13 protein-coding genes are annotated in these 16,222 nt (G+C 57.9%); 6 read left to right on the top strand and 7 right to left on the bottom strand.

The window, feature by feature from the left end:
- Complete coding sequence (locus AC6CIA_RS07795; RefSeq protein WP_498311368.1) at positions 1–846, bottom strand: AraC family transcriptional regulator; 846 nt, start codon at positions 844–846, stop codon at positions 1–3.
- A 141-nt stretch (positions 847–987) separates the two neighbouring features.
- Positions 988–1,887 (bottom strand): LysR family transcriptional regulator, encoded by a 900-nt coding sequence (locus AC6CIA_RS07790; RefSeq protein WP_498311367.1) that lies wholly within the window; start codon positions 1,885–1,887, stop codon positions 988–990.
- A 139-nt stretch (positions 1,888–2,026) separates the two neighbouring features.
- Here AC6CIA_RS07790 and AC6CIA_RS07785 point away from each other — a divergent pair, with 139 nt between their 5' ends.
- Positions 2,027–2,641 carry an FMN-dependent NADH-azoreductase gene (locus tag AC6CIA_RS07785; protein ID WP_498311366.1) on the top strand — a complete coding sequence of 205 codons (615 nt, stop codon included), beginning with the start codon at positions 2,027–2,029 and terminating at the stop codon, positions 2,639–2,641.
- A gap of 21 nt (positions 2,642–2,662) precedes the next feature.
- Here AC6CIA_RS07785 and AC6CIA_RS07780 read toward each other — a convergent pair whose 3' ends face one another.
- On the bottom strand, positions 2,663–3,610 hold the full coding sequence (locus AC6CIA_RS07780) for an EamA family transporter (RefSeq protein ID WP_498311365.1): 948 nt from the start codon (positions 3,608–3,610) through the stop codon (positions 2,663–2,665).
- A gap of 655 nt (positions 3,611–4,265) precedes the next feature.
- Here AC6CIA_RS07780 and AC6CIA_RS07775 point away from each other — a divergent pair.
- Positions 4,266–4,565: a hypothetical protein gene (locus tag AC6CIA_RS07775; RefSeq protein WP_498311364.1), complete on the top strand. Its 300-nt coding sequence runs from the start codon at positions 4,266–4,268 to the stop codon at positions 4,563–4,565.
- A 111-nt stretch (positions 4,566–4,676) separates the two neighbouring features.
- Here AC6CIA_RS07775 and AC6CIA_RS07770 read toward each other — a convergent pair whose 3' ends face one another.
- Positions 4,677–5,447: a helix-turn-helix transcriptional regulator gene (locus AC6CIA_RS07770; RefSeq protein ID WP_498311363.1), complete on the bottom strand. Its 771-nt coding sequence runs from the start codon at positions 5,445–5,447 to the stop codon at positions 4,677–4,679.
- A gap of 173 nt (positions 5,448–5,620) precedes the next feature.
- On the opposite strand from AC6CIA_RS07770, the gene AC6CIA_RS07765 reads away from it, so the two are divergent.
- The 3 genes from AC6CIA_RS07765 (at position 5,621) to AC6CIA_RS07755 (ending at position 10,354) form a co-directional block, all read left to right on the top strand.
- The gene (locus AC6CIA_RS07765) at positions 5,621–6,580 is read left to right on the top strand and encodes a PDR/VanB family oxidoreductase (RefSeq protein WP_498311362.1); all 960 of its coding nucleotides are present in this window, start codon (positions 5,621–5,623) and stop codon (positions 6,578–6,580) included.
- A 28-nt stretch (positions 6,581–6,608) separates the two neighbouring features.
- Positions 6,609–7,667 carry a Rieske 2Fe-2S domain-containing protein gene (locus tag AC6CIA_RS07760; protein WP_498311361.1) on the top strand — a complete coding sequence of 353 codons (1,059 nt, stop codon included), beginning with the start codon at positions 6,609–6,611 and terminating at the stop codon, positions 7,665–7,667.
- Positions 7,668–8,161: 494 nt separating this feature from the next.
- Positions 8,162–10,354 (top strand): TonB-dependent receptor, encoded by a 2,193-nt coding sequence (locus AC6CIA_RS07755; protein WP_498311360.1) that lies wholly within the window; start codon positions 8,162–8,164, stop codon positions 10,352–10,354.
- 4 nt (positions 10,355–10,358) lie between these two features.
- On the opposite strand, the gene AC6CIA_RS07750 is transcribed toward AC6CIA_RS07755, so the two are convergent.
- Entirely contained in the window at positions 10,359–10,505 is a 147-nt protein-coding gene (locus AC6CIA_RS07750) for a hypothetical protein (RefSeq protein WP_498311359.1), read from the bottom strand.
- Between the two features lie 450 nt (positions 10,506–10,955).
- On the opposite strand from AC6CIA_RS07750, the gene AC6CIA_RS07745 reads away from it, so the two are divergent.
- Positions 10,956–13,934, top strand: coding sequence for an autotransporter family protein (locus tag AC6CIA_RS07745; protein ID WP_498311513.1), 2,979 nt, complete (start codon positions 10,956–10,958; stop codon positions 13,932–13,934).
- Positions 13,935–14,169: 235 nt separating this feature from the next.
- Here AC6CIA_RS07745 and AC6CIA_RS07740 read toward each other — a convergent pair whose 3' ends face one another.
- Both AC6CIA_RS07740 and AC6CIA_RS07735 read right to left on the bottom strand, forming a co-directional pair.
- Complete coding sequence (locus tag AC6CIA_RS07740; RefSeq protein ID WP_498311358.1) at positions 14,170–15,108, bottom strand: AraC family transcriptional regulator; 939 nt, start codon at positions 15,106–15,108, stop codon at positions 14,170–14,172.
- Positions 15,109–15,130: 22 nt separating this feature from the next.
- Entirely contained in the window at positions 15,131–15,964 is an 834-nt protein-coding gene (locus AC6CIA_RS07735; protein WP_498311357.1) for an oxidoreductase, read from the bottom strand.
- Between the last annotated feature and the right edge of the window lie 258 nt (positions 15,965–16,222).

Raw genomic sequence — 16,222 nt, 5'->3', positions numbered from 1 at the left:
TCAGGCCATTGCCCCGTCACATTCTCCTGACAGATCTTTCATCCAGTCCCGAGGGCTATAACCCGTCTTGCGTCGAAATGCGCGTGCAAGTGCCGAAGGGCTTTCATAACCGACTTCGGCGGCGATCAGCGTAATCGAGCGTCCTTCACGCAGACGTTTTTGCGCCAGGCTGATACGCCAACTCAACAGATAATCCGCAGGTGTTTGCCCGACAACCGCCCGAAAATGCACCGCATAGGCTGCACGCGACATGTTCGACTCGCTCGCCAGTTCCGCGATCGACCAGGCACGATGAGGTGCATTGTGAATCTGTACAAGAGATCGCGCCAGCCGCACGTCGGCCAATCCAGCCATCATTCCGCTACGCAACTGTTGATGGTCGAGCAGGTGCCGAAACAACAAAATGATCAATAGTTCGAACAAGCAATTCAGCGCGGCCTCCCTGCCACAATGTCCGTCTGCCGCCTCGTCGAACATCCATTTCAGCGTATCGGCCAACATTGGCAGCTCATCCAGGGACAGCACCAGACAATCGGGTAACGAAGCCGACAATGGGTTATTTACCCCGCCCTCGAACTCCACCGACGCACACAGCAGTTGAGCGCTCTCGGATTCATCAGCGAAGAGTTGATGCCGGCTGGGACGTGGCATGAAAATCAGGCTGGGGCGGGTCAGCAGCAAGTCCTTGCGATCCGGCCCCAACAACGTGACGCTACCCGCCTGCAGCAGATGGATATAACCACGCCGTTCAGTGCCGGTGTAGGACGCCAAGCCGCACAGTTTGCCATTGTAAAACAGGTTTGCGCGCACTCCGAACTGCGACAACAACGTGGACAAGCGATCCATGGGCACTCTCTTGGCGAACTATAAACGCTCAGATCATATCACCGACGATTTGTGGCTCGATCTGGCCGCATTTGCCGCTGCTCCAAGGGCTGGTCATGGGCGCGCTATTCAGTGCATCTCCCGTTGATTGTCTTCGCCTCATCACATACAAAGACGCCGAGTCAGATCATTCAGCAGCCATCGGCCGGCTTTCCCTAAAGCGCGATTTTGCATGTGCGCTGCGTAGATCGGAAGTGAGTCCGGTGTGCTCTGAAGTTCGGCTGTCAACTCAAGCGGCACGAGGCGTCCTGAAGCCAGATGATCCGCAATAAGATGCTCTGGCATTCGACACCAACCGAACCCCGCGAGCAAAAAGTCCAGGCGTCGTGCCAAATCTACAAACCGCCACGGGTGACAGCCCGTCACCCCATAGCTTGGGCCGCCGGGAGAAACCGGATCGGAAAGTACCAGTTGCACGTAAGGCTTGAGGTCAGCAATCGTGACCCGGCGGTCTAACTTGGCCAACGGATGTTCGCTGGCGACTACTGGCCACAGCCTGACGCTGAGCAGCGGCAGTGCGGTGACATCGTCGGGCACTGTCGGAATCAACGTACACAGCGCCAATGCCGCCTCACCGTTGCGCAATCGGCGCTCTGCGCCACCCAGGCCCTCCGTAGAGAAACTCACCGCCAGGTGAGGAAACGCTTCACGTATCGCGCTGAGGCTCTCGATAAGCGGCGCACTAGGCACTAAAGGGTCTATAGCGAGGGCGAGTTCCGGTTCGACCCCTGCTACTGTGCTTGCCGCCATTGCTTCAAACTGGGCAGCGCTCTCTAGCACCGCGCGTGCTTGAACCACGAGCACCCGACCTACCTCGGTCAGCGTGGGACGATGGCCGCTGCGATCGAACAGCGTCACGCCCTGAACTGACTCAAGTGTGGCGATCGACTGGCTAATCGCGGATTGGGCGCGCCGCAGGTGACGTCCCGTGGCCGAGAAACTGCCGGTATCGGCAATGGTCACAAGAATGCGCAACTGATCCAGACTGAGATTTCCGATCACGACCCATCACTTATATAGATGGACTCGATCATATTTACATCACTCCTGCAGAAAGGTCGCGTTGGGTAGAGTGTGTCGCACATCGCCTGAAGCGACAACGCAAAACACACCGCGGCGTGACCGCGCAGGAGCTACTGCCATGTCCAGACTTCTTACCATTGAAACCAGCCCACGTGGGGACGCTTCAATCTCCCGGCAGCTCACGCGCAGATTTGTGGCAGCGTGGGAAGCTGCACACCCTGGGGGGGCCATCAAAATACGCGATCTGACGCAGACGCCTCTTGCGTTCGTGAGCGCTCCCTGGTTACAGGCTTACTTCACTCCGGACACCCAGCATTCGCCTGAAATGAAAGCCATGCTAGGGCTGTCCGATGAGCTTGTGGCTGAGTTGCTGGAAACCGATCATCTGGTTATTTCAACGCCTGTCTACAACTATAACGTCCCTGCGGCACTCAAGGCTTGGGTGGATCACGTGGTACGTAAAGGCTTGACCTTGGGCTTTGACGGTAAAGGCCTGGTGGCCGATAAAAAGGCCACCGTGCTGCTCGCCTCGGGAGGCGTATACACCAGCGGCTCACCGATTAGAGACCGTGACATTGCGACCCAGTATTTGAAACTGATCCTGAACGTCCTGGGTATCACCGACGTGACCTTTATTGCGGCTGGCGGCGCTAAAGCCGTAGATCTCGGAGAAGTCAGCATGCACGAATTTCTAGATACCTTTGATGATCAAATTCAGAAACTGCTCGCTTAGACAGCATAGGTTTTTCGCCTGTCAAGTAACCGGCTTGCCAGCTGATTTGCGATGCGTCAGCAAAACGATGCCGGTGACCACAATAACCCCGCCCAGCACCTGCCCCGCACTGAGCATTTGATCCAGCACAAACCAGCCCATCAGCAACGTCGCCAACGGCTCGATGTTCATTACCGGCGCATTGCGTGGCATGTCCAGCCGGGGCACCGAAATGAACAGCACGATAAAACCGGTGCCGTACAGCACCACCAAGGCGGCGAGGGCCAGCCATCCGGTCGAGGTCGCGGGCAGGTTGAGTCCGCCTGGCAGGGCCCCAGTCAGTCCCGCCAGATTGACGCTGCTGAAGACGATAAAAATGGTTAACAGACTGCGCACCGAACCGCGTACCTGAGACAACTTGTGGTCGGTGATCCACAGAGCGCAGGCGAACACGCTGGCGGCGCAGAACGCGAGCGCGACGCCCAGCAGCCATTCCGGACCGACGTTGGTCGTGGTCGAAAGACGCCCGGGCACGTCCAGTACAAACACCAGCCCCACCAGAATCAAACCCATCAACGTCGCAGTACGTGCGGTCGGTCTAGGGCCGCCTACGGCCCAGGTGAGCAACGCCAGCAGGATGGGAAACACGTTAGCCACCAGCAGCGCGAGCGCCACCGGGACCCGTGCGACGGCGGAGTACAGACACAGGCTCTGCGCGGTAATCAGCAGACCCAACAGCAATTGCCAGCGCCAGGCACCCGTCGGCAGACGCAGACTTTGTCTTTGCCACAGCACCAGGATGGCGAGCACCAGCAAAGTCCCGCCAGAACGCATCAAGATCGCCAGCAACACACCCGCGCCATCATCAAAAGCGACCCGCGCCATCACATGGTTACCGGCGAACGCACAGCCCATGCACAAAAGAATGATCACGGCGAGATGGCGGGGGAAGGGCGGCGGTAGGGTTTGCGCAGAGGTAGGGCGGGGCATGGCAGGTCTCGAAGAGTGATAGGCCAACTCGGGATGGCGTGGGATTTTTATTATGTTGTCGTACAACCTAGTCTGTTTGTACCGTATTCGGCTAGGCCGGGCAAGAGCGATGGGGAGGGTTGTAGGCTCTGGTACTGGGCTTCAGGGCAGTTTTTGGGTGCATTGGTTGAAGTGTTGAGGTCGTATGACCTGATTTCGCAGGGCTAGATCAGAACCCTTCGCGAGTAGCGGATTCACATCCGGCATGGGGTTGCTCAGGCTGGGATCACAGATGTCTTGATATGGGGGCGTTGCAGAACAGTCGCGAGGGCGGCCCTATGGTTTCTCGGGCCGGTCAATGTTTCGTGTACCTACTCGGGTGCTTGATGAATTGATCAGTACCAGACGCTTCTGAATGTTCGTAGATGCAGTGAGCCACTGACCAGATCACTCTTCGCAATTCGGCAACGGTGCGATGCCGCTCAAACAACGAAAAACGCCGCTTATCCCGGCCGGGACAGCGGCATCAATGGTTAGCGCACGATGCTGTTTATAATGTTGCTCAAACACGGCCACTAGCTCGACATGACCCGGTGTCCAGGAAAGGACGATGCTGGGAACGACCCGCTGTGCCTGTAAGTCTATCTGTATCTAATCATTGGTAAGGTACAGCGCAATGGATAAGACAATCACCGTGGATCAACTGGCTACCACTGACCTTAGATCAATCAACGAGATATGGATCGGCGGGACTCATACCCAGCTATGCCTATGGCGTGGTGAACAAGTCTTCACTCACGAAATGCTCAGCGAGGGCACCCACGATCAGAATGTTCGACGTCTGTGCTTGCAGTTGGTCAACCCTGACGATCAGGCCGCAGTGGCCCGCGTTGAGTCAATTGCGCGCGAACGGCTGAAAAAGATGGGGAAGGAGGGCGAGTTTTATCCGGCTGAGGAGGCGGACACCCATCAATAGTCGCTCTGCAGTTCTGATAAAAGAAAGGGAGTATCGGCTACCTAACCGGTGATTCGGGTGTGCGTAACTGCCCTTTACACGGGAACCTGTGGCCCTGAACAGCGTTCAGCCCTAAGTCGACAAGAGCGCGAACAACTGGCTGCGAAAATTGATACCGAGCCGAGCAAATGCCCGGTTGCGGTAGGTTTTCACAGTACTTTCCTTGATTCCCAGATCTGCGGCTATACCGGCATGGGTCATGCCCTGAAGCAGGCGACTACATATGTTCAACTCTTGTGTTGTCAGCTCAGGACAATGCTGGAGCAGTCGTTGCGGGTGACTCTCGGTACGAATACGGTTCAAGCCACTCAGCGCCAAGTGGCCCCGCAGCAGTTGCAATAATGCTGGGCTGAGGGCTTCGCACATCTGCAACTCGATGTCGCTGAAAAAGCCTTGGTCTCGATGCCGGTAGAGGTTGAACATTACAGGGCTACCCCGTTCGTCCAAGTAAAGGCTCGATACCCGTTCGATCATACCGTGAGGCTGGTAGATCTCTTCCCGGTACGGCATGAAACGGATGTCTTGAGCCAAGAGGTGGCCGAACTGTCCAGGGCACACTCGTAACTGTTCGAACAAGGGATCGTGTCGATGGTAGCGCTCGATATAGGCTTGGCCGCAACGCAGCACCAATCCCGCATCATGGTGACGAGTACCGGCCGCCAGCAACTGCGGCCGCTCGCCAGTCATGCGCAGGACGGAAAAATGCTGACAGTCCGCCCACTGACCAAGACACGCTAGCAGCGCACCGGGGAAAGCAGGCGTGCCGAGGGTACAGGCCAGCTCGCTGAAATGACGAATGTCCTGAGGCAGGGTTGAAACCTGCGGAGTACTGAGACGAATCATGGCGCTCGTTGGGACAATTATTATCGTTGTGGGGTTGGCGACTGAATCACGCTCTTATAGTTAACTTATTAAAGATAACTGTGCAAACAATCATTTCTTGTCCACCTCACGGAGGACAGTCGCTCCATGCGCTCGTGCGTAAGCTGGGACGACAATAATGACCGGATTTGCCCATGGACCTTCACCCCCTGAACCTGCGGGTCACCCACCTCGCCGCCGAAGCCAAGGACGTCGTCCTGATCGAACTGCGCGCCACCGATGCTCAACCGCTACCGCCATTCACGGCAGGCTCGCATCTGGAGATCCTGGTCGCCGAGACCCAGCCACGCCACTACTCGCTGCTCAATGATCCACGTGAGCGTGACCGTTACTTGATCGCTGTGGGGCTGGCCGCGCAGAGCCGTGGCGGTTCTCGTTTCCTGCATCAGCAGTTGCGCTTGGGCGATACCCTCAGCAGCAGCCTGCCACGCAACCATTTCTCTCTGGATGAGCAATTACAGCGCTACTGCATGGTCGCCGGTGGGATCGGCATTACTCCCATCCTTGCCATGCTGCACTGGTGCCAGGCGCATGAAAAGGACTGGCGCCTGGTCTACTGCGTGCGTAACAGGCAACGAGCAGCTTTCTACGAAACCCTGCGCCAGCTGGATCCCGAACGGGTGCGATTGCACGTCACCGACGAGGCCGGCGGCCATCTCGATACTGCTGAATTACTCAATTCACTGCGCGACGGCGAGCACCTTTACGCCTGCGGGCCTGCACCTTTGCTCGACGCTTTGCAAGCCGCTGCCGGCCCACGCAGCGATCGTCTGCATGTCGAACGTTTCAACGCCCCGCCAACCTGCGCCGAAGGCAATAAAGGCAACGAAGGTTTCACCCTGCGCTTGCGCCGCAGCGGCCTCAGCCTCTGGGTAGCCCCTGAGCAAAGCATTCTCGAGGTCCTTGAGCAGCATGGCATCGACTTGCCGTTTTCTTGTCGGTCCGGCATCTGCGGCAGTTGCGAAACCGCCATCTGCGCCGGACTCCCCGAGCATCGCGACCTGATCCTCTCTGATGCCGACAAGGCCGGGGGACGCAGCCTTATGGTCTGTGTCTCGCGAGCCCTGAGCGAAAGCCTGGAATTGGATCTCTGACCCACCGCAATCCCAAGAGGTATTTTCGATGACACTTGCGACCAGCAACTTGATCGCCCTGGCCCGTAAAGCCAGCGAGCCCATGGCCAATCGCGAAACGCCGTTCATCTACAACGACTGGTACGTCGCCGCCTTCGATCATGAAGTTGGCCGGCACTTGCTGGCGCGCCGCCTGCTGGACCGTCGAGTGGTGATGTACCGGACCCAGGCCGGTGAGCCGATTGCCTTGGAAGACCGTTGCGCGCACCGTTCATTCCCGCTCTCACGCAGTCACCTGGAAGGCGACGGCATCGTCTGTGGTTACCACGGTTTCCGCTACAACCAGGCCGGTGACCTGACAGAGGTGCCCTCGCAAAAGAGCTGTCCGCGCGGTGTTGGCGTACGTCGCTATCCGCTGGTGCAACGAGGTCTCCTGTTGTGGATATGGCTGGGCGAAGAAGCCCTGGCCGATACCGCCAAAATCCCCCATCAGGAGTGGATCGACGATCCGGCCTGGGCCTGCAGCTCCGGTTATTTTCATCATCCGGGTAACTATGTCAGCCTGCACGAAAACCTCATGGACTTGACCCACCTGAGCTTTCTTCATGCGAACACCATTGGTACGCCAGACTATGCCAGCGCGCCCTACAAGCTCGACCTCAAGGAAGGCCATTACACGCTGATTCGCGAAGTGGTGCCGACCACCCTGTCGCCCGTCTGGGGCAAGACGACTGGCCTGGAAGGCTGCACAACGGCGGCACGCATTGCCACCTCAGAGTTTCTATCGCCGGCCTTGCACCGCGTCAGTGTGACCTTCTACGACAGCGCCCAACCGCTCGAACGCCGTGAGCTGTTTCACATTCGCACTGCGCACATCCTGACTCCGGAAACCAACAACAGCTTGCATTACTTCATCGTCCACGGGCGCGACTTCGCTCAGCGTGATGAAGCCCTCGGCGAGTTCATGCACGAGCAGCTCTTCGCCGCCTTCAATGAGGATGTCGAGGGTCTCGGGGCCCTGGAGACGGCGCTCAACGACCGCGACGAGCAACATTACGAGATATCCGTGGCCAGTGATGCCCCCGCTGTCGCTACCCGCATTTACTGAAAAAACGCGCCGACGTCGAACAGCAACGACGCGACCAAAAGGCGGGACAATGATCTCGCCAAACCGTTATCGACGACGCCCTCTCATCGAAGAACCGCCCCAAGGCGGTTCAAAATAAACTGGCTCCTGCAGTACCAAAAAGCGAACGGATTAGCCCGCGAGTGTTTCCCGATGGGGAATAAATGGTCTGCGAGCCGTTGTGTGATCTCGGTTCAAGCCAATGGTGCAGTAGCTTCTTAGCGGCGGTATATCCGTTCTTGGCCGGTAGTAGCCAAGAGCGTTTCTTGGCTACTCCTCCAACTGCTTAAAACTCGACCGACCCGAAATGCCCAAGGTAGCCAACGTGCGTGAGGATCAGACGCTGATGCGCTCGACGCGACGAAACCGCTTTCCAAATCTTTTATGGCAATGTGCTCCTTGGTTAAGGATAATATATCTGCGAATCATTAGCATTCACGCTATTGGCTTACCGTTTTTCCGCAGGTACTCACTCGATGCTATTTCCATCTCGCCTTACGTTGCTTGCTGCATGCTGCTCAGTCAGTTTTCTTACCCAGGCGGCAGGACCTATTGAATTGGGAGTGACCGACATTACTGCCGAGGTGATCAACCCTAATTCCAACACGTTGCCCACGCCCTATGCGGGTGGTCAGGTGGCGAGGGGAGGCCAGATGGGCGTGCTGGGAAATCAGGACAACATGGATGTCCCGTTCGTGATGACCAGTTACACCTCGACGCTGATTGAAGATCAACAAGCTGAAGACGTGGGTGATGTGCTTCTCAACGATCCGTCGGTACGTCAATCCTATGGGTTTGGTAACCAATCTCAAGTGTTCGTGATTCGAGGCTTGCCGCTTAGCAGCGACGACATTTCCTACAACGGGCTGTATGGCGTTTTACCACGTCAAATTCTGTCGACGGATGCTATCGAGCGTGTCGAGGTATTCAAAGGCCCTAACGCGTTTATCAACGGTGTCAGTCCGACGGGCTCGGGTCTTGGGGGCGGAGTCAACTTGCAGCCCAAGCGCGCGGAGGATGTGCCGACTCGTCGTTACACGCAGGACATCAGCAGCGATGGCCGCATTGGCGAGCATTTGGATATCGGGCAGCGATTCGGCGAGGATAACCGGTTTGGCGCCAGGTTAAACCTGAGCCAGCGGGAAGGTGAAACAGCAATCGATAACCAGGATCAGCGCACAAAGTTGTTCGTTGCGGGCTTGGACTATCGAGGTGATAACTTCCGCGTTTCCACCGATTTCGGGTATCAGAAACAGCGTGTCAATGGACTGCGTAATTCTGTGAATATCGGGAACGTCACTCGTATTCCCACTGCTCCAAGCGCTAGCCACAATTATGGACAGGACTGGACCTACTCCGAAACTGAAGACACCTTCGGCATGGTTCGTGGCGATTGGGATCTGAACGAAAACTGGACGGCATACCTGGCTGGTGGAGCAAAGCACACCCGAGAAACTGGGGTATACGCCACACCGACACTGGTGGGCAATAACGGCGTAGCTACGATCGGTGGCTCAGAAATTCCTCACAATGAAGACAATACAACGTTCAATGGCGGGTTGAACGGGCGCTTTAACACTGGCCCTATTTCCCACCAGATTGCGATCGGGGGCTCAACGATCTGGACCGAGCAGGAAAACGCGTACACGTTCTATCGTCCCGTTACCGGGAACAGCAATATTTACAACACCCCGGCGCTTCCTAAGCCGACTGCGGTGTCCAGCACTGGCGGTAAAATGGGTGATCCCGGGGTGACCGGCAAAACCCGCAACCGTAGCCTGGCGATTTCCGACACGCTGGGCTTGTTCGATGACAAATTGCTGGTCACCTATGGTGTCCGCCGTCAGCAGTTGCGTGTCGAAAACTATAAGTACGATGGCAGCACTTCAAACGGTGTAGCCAATCCAGCAAACGATGGCAGTCGTAGCACTATCTACGATGAAGCCATTACCACGCCTGTTTACGGCATCGTGTACAAGCCTGTGGAGAGCGTGTCGCTCTACGCCAACAGAATCGAAGGCCTTGCAAAAGGGCCAGTGGCGTCCGGTACAGATATCACGAACCTGGGCGAAGCCTTTCCCCCTGGCCGCACAAAACAGTTGGAAGCGGGTATCAAGCTGGACATGCAAACCTTCGGTGCCAACTTGGGGGTTTTCCGCATCGAGAAACCTTCCGATGGTTACGTCGACAACGCGCGGAAGCTCTATGTGCGTGATGGGGAACAGGTCAACAAGGGGCTAGAGATCAGCGTTTTCGGCGAGCCAATCGAAGGCCTCCGGTTGATGGCCGGCGGTACCCGCATGACGTCTGAACTCAAAAAAACCGCAGGCGGTCTCAACGATGGCAATCACGCCATTGGCGTGCCAACGTTTCAGCTCAATGCCAGCGTAGATTGGGATATTCCGGGTATCGAAGGTGCCGCTCTCAGCGCAAGGATGTTGCGCACTGGCGGGCAGTACGCTGATCAGGCTAACAACCTGAGCTTGCCTACATGGAACCGTTTCGACGCTGGCGCACGTTATAAAATGAAACTCGTGGAGAAAGACCTGACGTTGCGCGTCAACCTGGAAAACATTACCGACAAGAACTACTGGGCCTCGGCAAACGGCGGCTACCTCTCGCAGGGTGACCCACGCTTGGTGAAATTCTCGGGAACTATCGATTTCTGAGTATTCATTTGAGGAAGGCTTGAATATCGCGTTGTTGGGCATCCAGCACCTCGGTGTGGATGCGCGCACCGGCTTCGAAGCCGTGTGTCACGGAGGCGAGGTTGACCTTGCTGGATTTCAGCGCCTGCTTGAGAGCCTGGTATTGGCTCATGCCACGGGTCACTTGCAGGTAGGCCTGGCGCGCGCCGCGTTGGAATCCGGTACCGCGGCATGCTCAATGTTTCGCGCGCGCGGGGAGGGTGGCAGCGAGTGTGGAGATCATCCCCCCGAATACCGAGCTCGCGCTTCTTTCTCCGGTTTGCCAATTGCGTGGCGGGTAAGCGACTGTTGACTAGAGAGCACGGCAAATACACAAGGCGCTCAAGAAATAGCCATAGGGGGCGCTAGTACATGCGTGCTATTTCCATTCCAGTTTTATCTCCAGATACTTCGGCCGCTGGCAACCCACCGAACGGAAACGCAGAAGCCCTCAGGGCTGGCGGCCACAACAGTGGCCTTTTATGGAGTATCTGGAGTCGCTATGAACCCCTTATTCAGAAAGTCCCCCCTTACTTTTGCGATCACCCTCTCACTGCTCCACGAGGCGCAAGCAGCGGACTACATTCTCAACAATGGTCAGGAAACCTGGAGCAGCGACCACACAGTCAATGGCGCGGTCGTCGTCCGGCCAAATAACGGCAACACCGCCAGCCTCACTATAAATGGCGGCGCGACCGTGACGAGCCGCGGCGGCGAGATCGGCAGCCAATCCAGCAATTCCGCCGCCAACGCCGGCAAAGGCAGCGTAGTAGTCGAAAGGGCAGGAACGAGCTGGGTCGTGCCTCGTACCACGGCCGTACTCGGCAACTCAATTCTCATCGGCGGTGCCGGGCAGGGCGAGCTGACCGTCCGCAATGGAGGGCAGGTATCTGTGCGAGATCTCCAGTTGAGTGACAATGGTTCCCATGGCAACGCGTTCTCGCGAGCGGAGCTGCTGGTGAGTGGTCAGAACGCCTTGGTCGACACGGTCAACGTCAACGCCGGTGGGGTTTTTCTTTATGACTCGCGCATCACTGTCAACGATGGCGGTAAAATTAACAGCCAGCAGGTAGCTATTGACTCCGTCACCAAACTTTCCGGTAACGGAACCCGTTGGGATAATAGCGGCGCCTTCAAGACCAAGAACGATCTCACCCTCGAGAACGGCGCGGTACTCACGACCAACTCCCTCTCCTTGGGTTCGGCCCATATCGACCGCAACACTCAAGTGAGCGTTTCCGGACAGGGCACGCGCCTTGCCGCGCAAACGTTCACGCTCGGCACCACCGCCTCCAGCACTAACCTGATGCTCGCCGATGGCGCCGAGCTGAGCGCCACTAACGGCATCCTCATCAGCACCTTGACCAGCGTCAACAGCGCGGCGCGAGGCACGTTCACACTGGGCGGGCCGGTTGTGGTGGACGATAGCCGTACCGATGCCGACTCAGTTACTGCCGGAACAGCGCAGGCGGCAGGTCGACTGGACCCGCAGACGGCCATTCGCTTCGGCGCCGGAAATGGGGCCCTGGCGTTCAACCATACCGACAGCGATCTCCAGCTCGGTAATACCTTGAGCGGATCGGGCCGTATCTACGCCTTTAACGGGAATACCACTTTGAACGGTGACCTCAAGGGGGTCTCCGGTGGCGTGGTGGTACGCGGTGGTCGCCTCGTGCTGTCGGGGGACGTGGACCAGATCAATCAGGGCGGCAATAGCAACGCTTCCCAGAGTTACTCACGGTTGAACGTAGGAAATGGCACCCTGGTCATCAACGGCACCGTGGGGCGCAGTCAATTCGGTACCTATACCAACAGGGCTCAGGTGCTGGACGGTGGCATACTGGCTGGCGTCGGCCAAATGGGCAGCACCCAGGTAGCCGCCGGCGGCACTCTTTCGCCGGGTGAAAGCGCCGTAGGTACGCTGGCCATCCAGGGCGATCTGGAGATGGCAGCCGGCTCACGCTACGCTGCGGACATCGCCGGCAACGGCGCTGGAGACCGGATCAACGTGAGCGGCACTGCCACGCTGCGCGGTACGCGAGTCGACGTGACCGCTCTGGATCCAGCGCAGAGTTATCAGAGCGGCAAGACCTACACCTTGCTCTCCGCCCAAGGTGGTGTGGTCGACGGCGCTAACCAGGGAACGGCCTACGCCCAGGCGTTTACCAATTCGGCGTTCCTGAATGTCGGACTGCAGCGCACTGCCAACGATCTGAACCTGACCATCGAGCAAAAAAACTCAAATCCAACACCAACACCAACGCCTACACCTACGCCCACACCAACGCCCACACCTACGCCTACGCCAACGCCAACGCCAACGCCAACGCCCACACCAACGCCTACACCAACGCCAACGCCAACGCCAACGCCAACGCCAACGCCCACACCAACGCCTACACCAACGCCAACGCCTACACCAACCCCAACTCCGGGCATCTTTCAAACGGTCATGGTGACCCAAAACCAGTGGAATACCGCTAGTGCGCTAAGCGTACTCGAGCAGAGCGGCGAATCCCTGCGCCTCTACAATAATCTGCTGATTCTGGATGCCGAAAGCGCTCGTAACGCCGCCGATCAACTCTCCGGCGACTATCACAGCAGTACCTCGACCGCCCTGATCGCCAATAGCCAAGCGGTGTCCGGGGTGCTGGGGACGCGTATGCGCAATCTGCTGGATACCGGAACGTTGCGCATGCCAGCCATGGCACTCAATCTGATGCCCAGCTCGCCGCCCACGGAAAACGGCGCCTGGGTGCAGCCTTTCGGCAACTGGACTCAACTGGGCAGCAGTAACGGCGCCAGTGGCCTGCACCAGAAAACCGGCGGCGTGCTGGTCGGGGCCGACGGTAGCTTCAACCCGGATTGGCGCGGTGGCCTCTATGGCGGCTACAGCCGCTCGACGTTCGATGCCGATGACCGCGATGCCAGCGGCCACAGCGACAACTATCATGTCGGTCTCTATACCGGCGGTCAGATCGATGCCCTGCGTCTGAGCGCCGACGTCGGTTACACCTGGCACCGGCTGGAGAGCGAGCGGACCGTGGCTTTTGCCGGATTCAGTGATCACCTGACCGGTAAACGCAACGCCGAATCCCTGCAGGCCAGTGGCGAAGCGGCCTACCGCATACCGATTGGCCGTATGGCTCTGGAACCTTTCGCTGGCCTGTCCTACGTACGCTACGATGCCAAAGACCTGCACGAAAAAGGCGGAGCCGCTGCTCTGGACGTGTCCAGCGATAAGCAAGACACCTTCTTCTCGACGCTGGGTCTGCGCGCCTCAACGAATACGCGTGTGGCGAATCTCGATACTCAAGTTTACGGCTCACTGGGATGGCGGCGCGCCTATGGTGACCTGGACCCACGAAACGTTCAGGCCTTTTCCGGCGGTCCAAACTTCGAAGTGCAGGGCGTACCCCAGGCCCGCGACACAGCCTTGACTGAAGTGGGTGCGAAACTACGGTTGAATCGGCAGACCGATGTGGGACTGTCCTACCAGGGGCAGTTCGGTTCCGACACCCGCTTCCATTCGGTGAACGCGGGGGTGACGGTGCGCTTCTGACCAGGCTTACAGTCTCGGGCTGAATGATCGTTCGGGCAGCTTTGCCACGAGCGACATCCAGCTCGGCTTCACTGATCGGCCTCTCGGCCTGGAGCACTGGCAAGGAGTATCTCTCTGCTGTTCCCGATCCGGGTTCAGCAGCACCGTTCCTATTGATGTCCAGTTACGGATTTGTCCAGGCTCTCGTTCAAGCAAGATCGACCAACTGCCGCGGCATCAGTGGGTAGACTCATTGCTAATGCGACGAGACGTACATAGAGGGTGTGGACGGCGCGGGCAGTGCATAGGTCGCCTTCATCCATTCGATCTCTGCGTGGGGCGTGCGGCCGAAGAAACGTTTGAATTCGCGGCTGAATTGCGAGGCGCTTTCGTAACCTACATTGACCGCTGCCGTCGAAGCAGTCATGGCGTTGTGCAGCATCAGTAATCTCGCCTGGTGCAAGCGCGTCGACTTCAGGTACTGCATCGGTGACAAGTCCGTCACATTGCGAAAGTGCAGATGAAAATTGGGCACACTCATGCTCGCTTCTTGGGCAAGGGACACCACACTCAGGCGTTCCTGGTAGCAACTGTGGATCTTGCGGATCGCGCGAGTGATTTTGCCGAAATGACCCTGGCGATTGAGCGCGGCGCGCATTGAGCCACCCTGCTCGCCAGTGAGGATGCGGTAATAGATCTCCCGTACCAGCGACGGCCCCAGTATTTGCGCTTCGCCCGGCCTGCTCATCGCCTCGAGAAAGCGCAGTGTCGAGGCACGCAGCAAAGCGTCCATTGGCGAGGCATACATGCCCTTGGGCGAGGCATCACTTGGCCCGAGAGCTTCATCCACTTGTAGCATCACCTCGCTGGCCAGTTGTAAGTCAAGGCGCATGTAGACCGCCAGCATTGGCTCCGTCTCGCTGGCATCGGTCTCCATGGTGAAAGGCACAGGGACGGACACCACCAGATAGTGTTGGGCGTCATAGACGTATACGTCGTCGCCCAGATAACCACGCTTGCACCCTTGGCACAGGATCACGATACCCGGGTCGTAGAGCACTGGGGTACGCGTCAGTGGCCGATTCGCACGCAAAAAGCGGACATCCTCTAGTGCGCTGAGATTGTAACCCTCGACCGGCGCGAGCTGTTCCATCAAATGCAACATGCGCGAGGTGCGTGAATCGGCCTGAGTCATTGATGTCCCCTCTGCTTGCCGCTCAACCGTCGGTTGAGCGGGTCAGGGCTTCCCACTGATCAATCTCACTGGTCGTGCGCTTCAGCTTTTCACGTACCAGAGCCAGCGCATCACTGCCCAACAGTAAGTGTGCCGGCGGCGTCGGGTTGGCAATTATCTGCAACATTGCTTGCGCGGCCTTCTGTGGGTCGCCAAGCTGCTTTCCGCTCTTGTCTTCGCGCGCTTTGCGCACCGGATTGAAGCTGGCGTCGTAGTCGGCAATGCTCCGTGGGGTACGCCGCATCGAACGACCGGCCCAGTCAGTGCGAAACGAGCCCGGTGCCACAGCGGTCACGAAGATGTTGAAAGGCAGCAGCTCTTTGCTCAAGGTATCGGAAATACCTTCCAGAGCAAACTTGCTCCCGCAATAGTACGCGATACCCGGCAGGGTGATTGTGCCGCCCATGGAGGTGATATTGAGGATGTGACCGGCACGGCGCTTGCGAAAATAAGGCAGGAAAGCCTTGGTCACCGCTACCGCGCCGAACACATTGACGTCGAATTGGCGCCGCATCTCTTCCAGCGGCGACTCTTCGAAGATGCCCTCATGACCGTAGCCGGCGTTGTTAACCAACACGTCGACCGGACCGTGGGTTGCTTCAATGGCCGCTACTGCGCTGTCGATCCGGGCGAAGTCAGTGACATCCAGGATTACGCCATGAGCATGATCCACGCAGAGCGCCTGAAAGACCCGCAAGGCGGCTTCACTGCGCACGGTACCTATGACGTGGTGGCCCGCTGCCAGCGCTTCTTGCGCCAGCGCGTTGCCGAAGCCACTGCTCACCCCCGTGATGAATAGGGTTTTCCTGCTGTGCATGGCGAGTTCCAATAAGTAGGTTCGAGGCGATGATATCTATCGAAAACCTGGTCACCTATGCCGGTTCGTCTTGGAGCATTGCCTATTCCTATCAGAGTCAACAGTTACGCGAGCAGGTTGAGATAACTGCCGTCAGTCACTGGCCGGCGTGCGTGGGGCGTGGTCCGGTTCTGATAGAGTGGGTATCTTGCGACCTGTCTGCTATGCTGGGTAGTAGGCCCGTTTCCAGCCTATTGAAAGGCCATTTTGAACTTTCAC

This window comes from Pseudomonas sp. GQ91, assembly GCF_059758795.1.
Note: the sequence above shows the minus strand (reverse complement) of the source record. Positions and strands in the feature narration are given on the sequence as shown.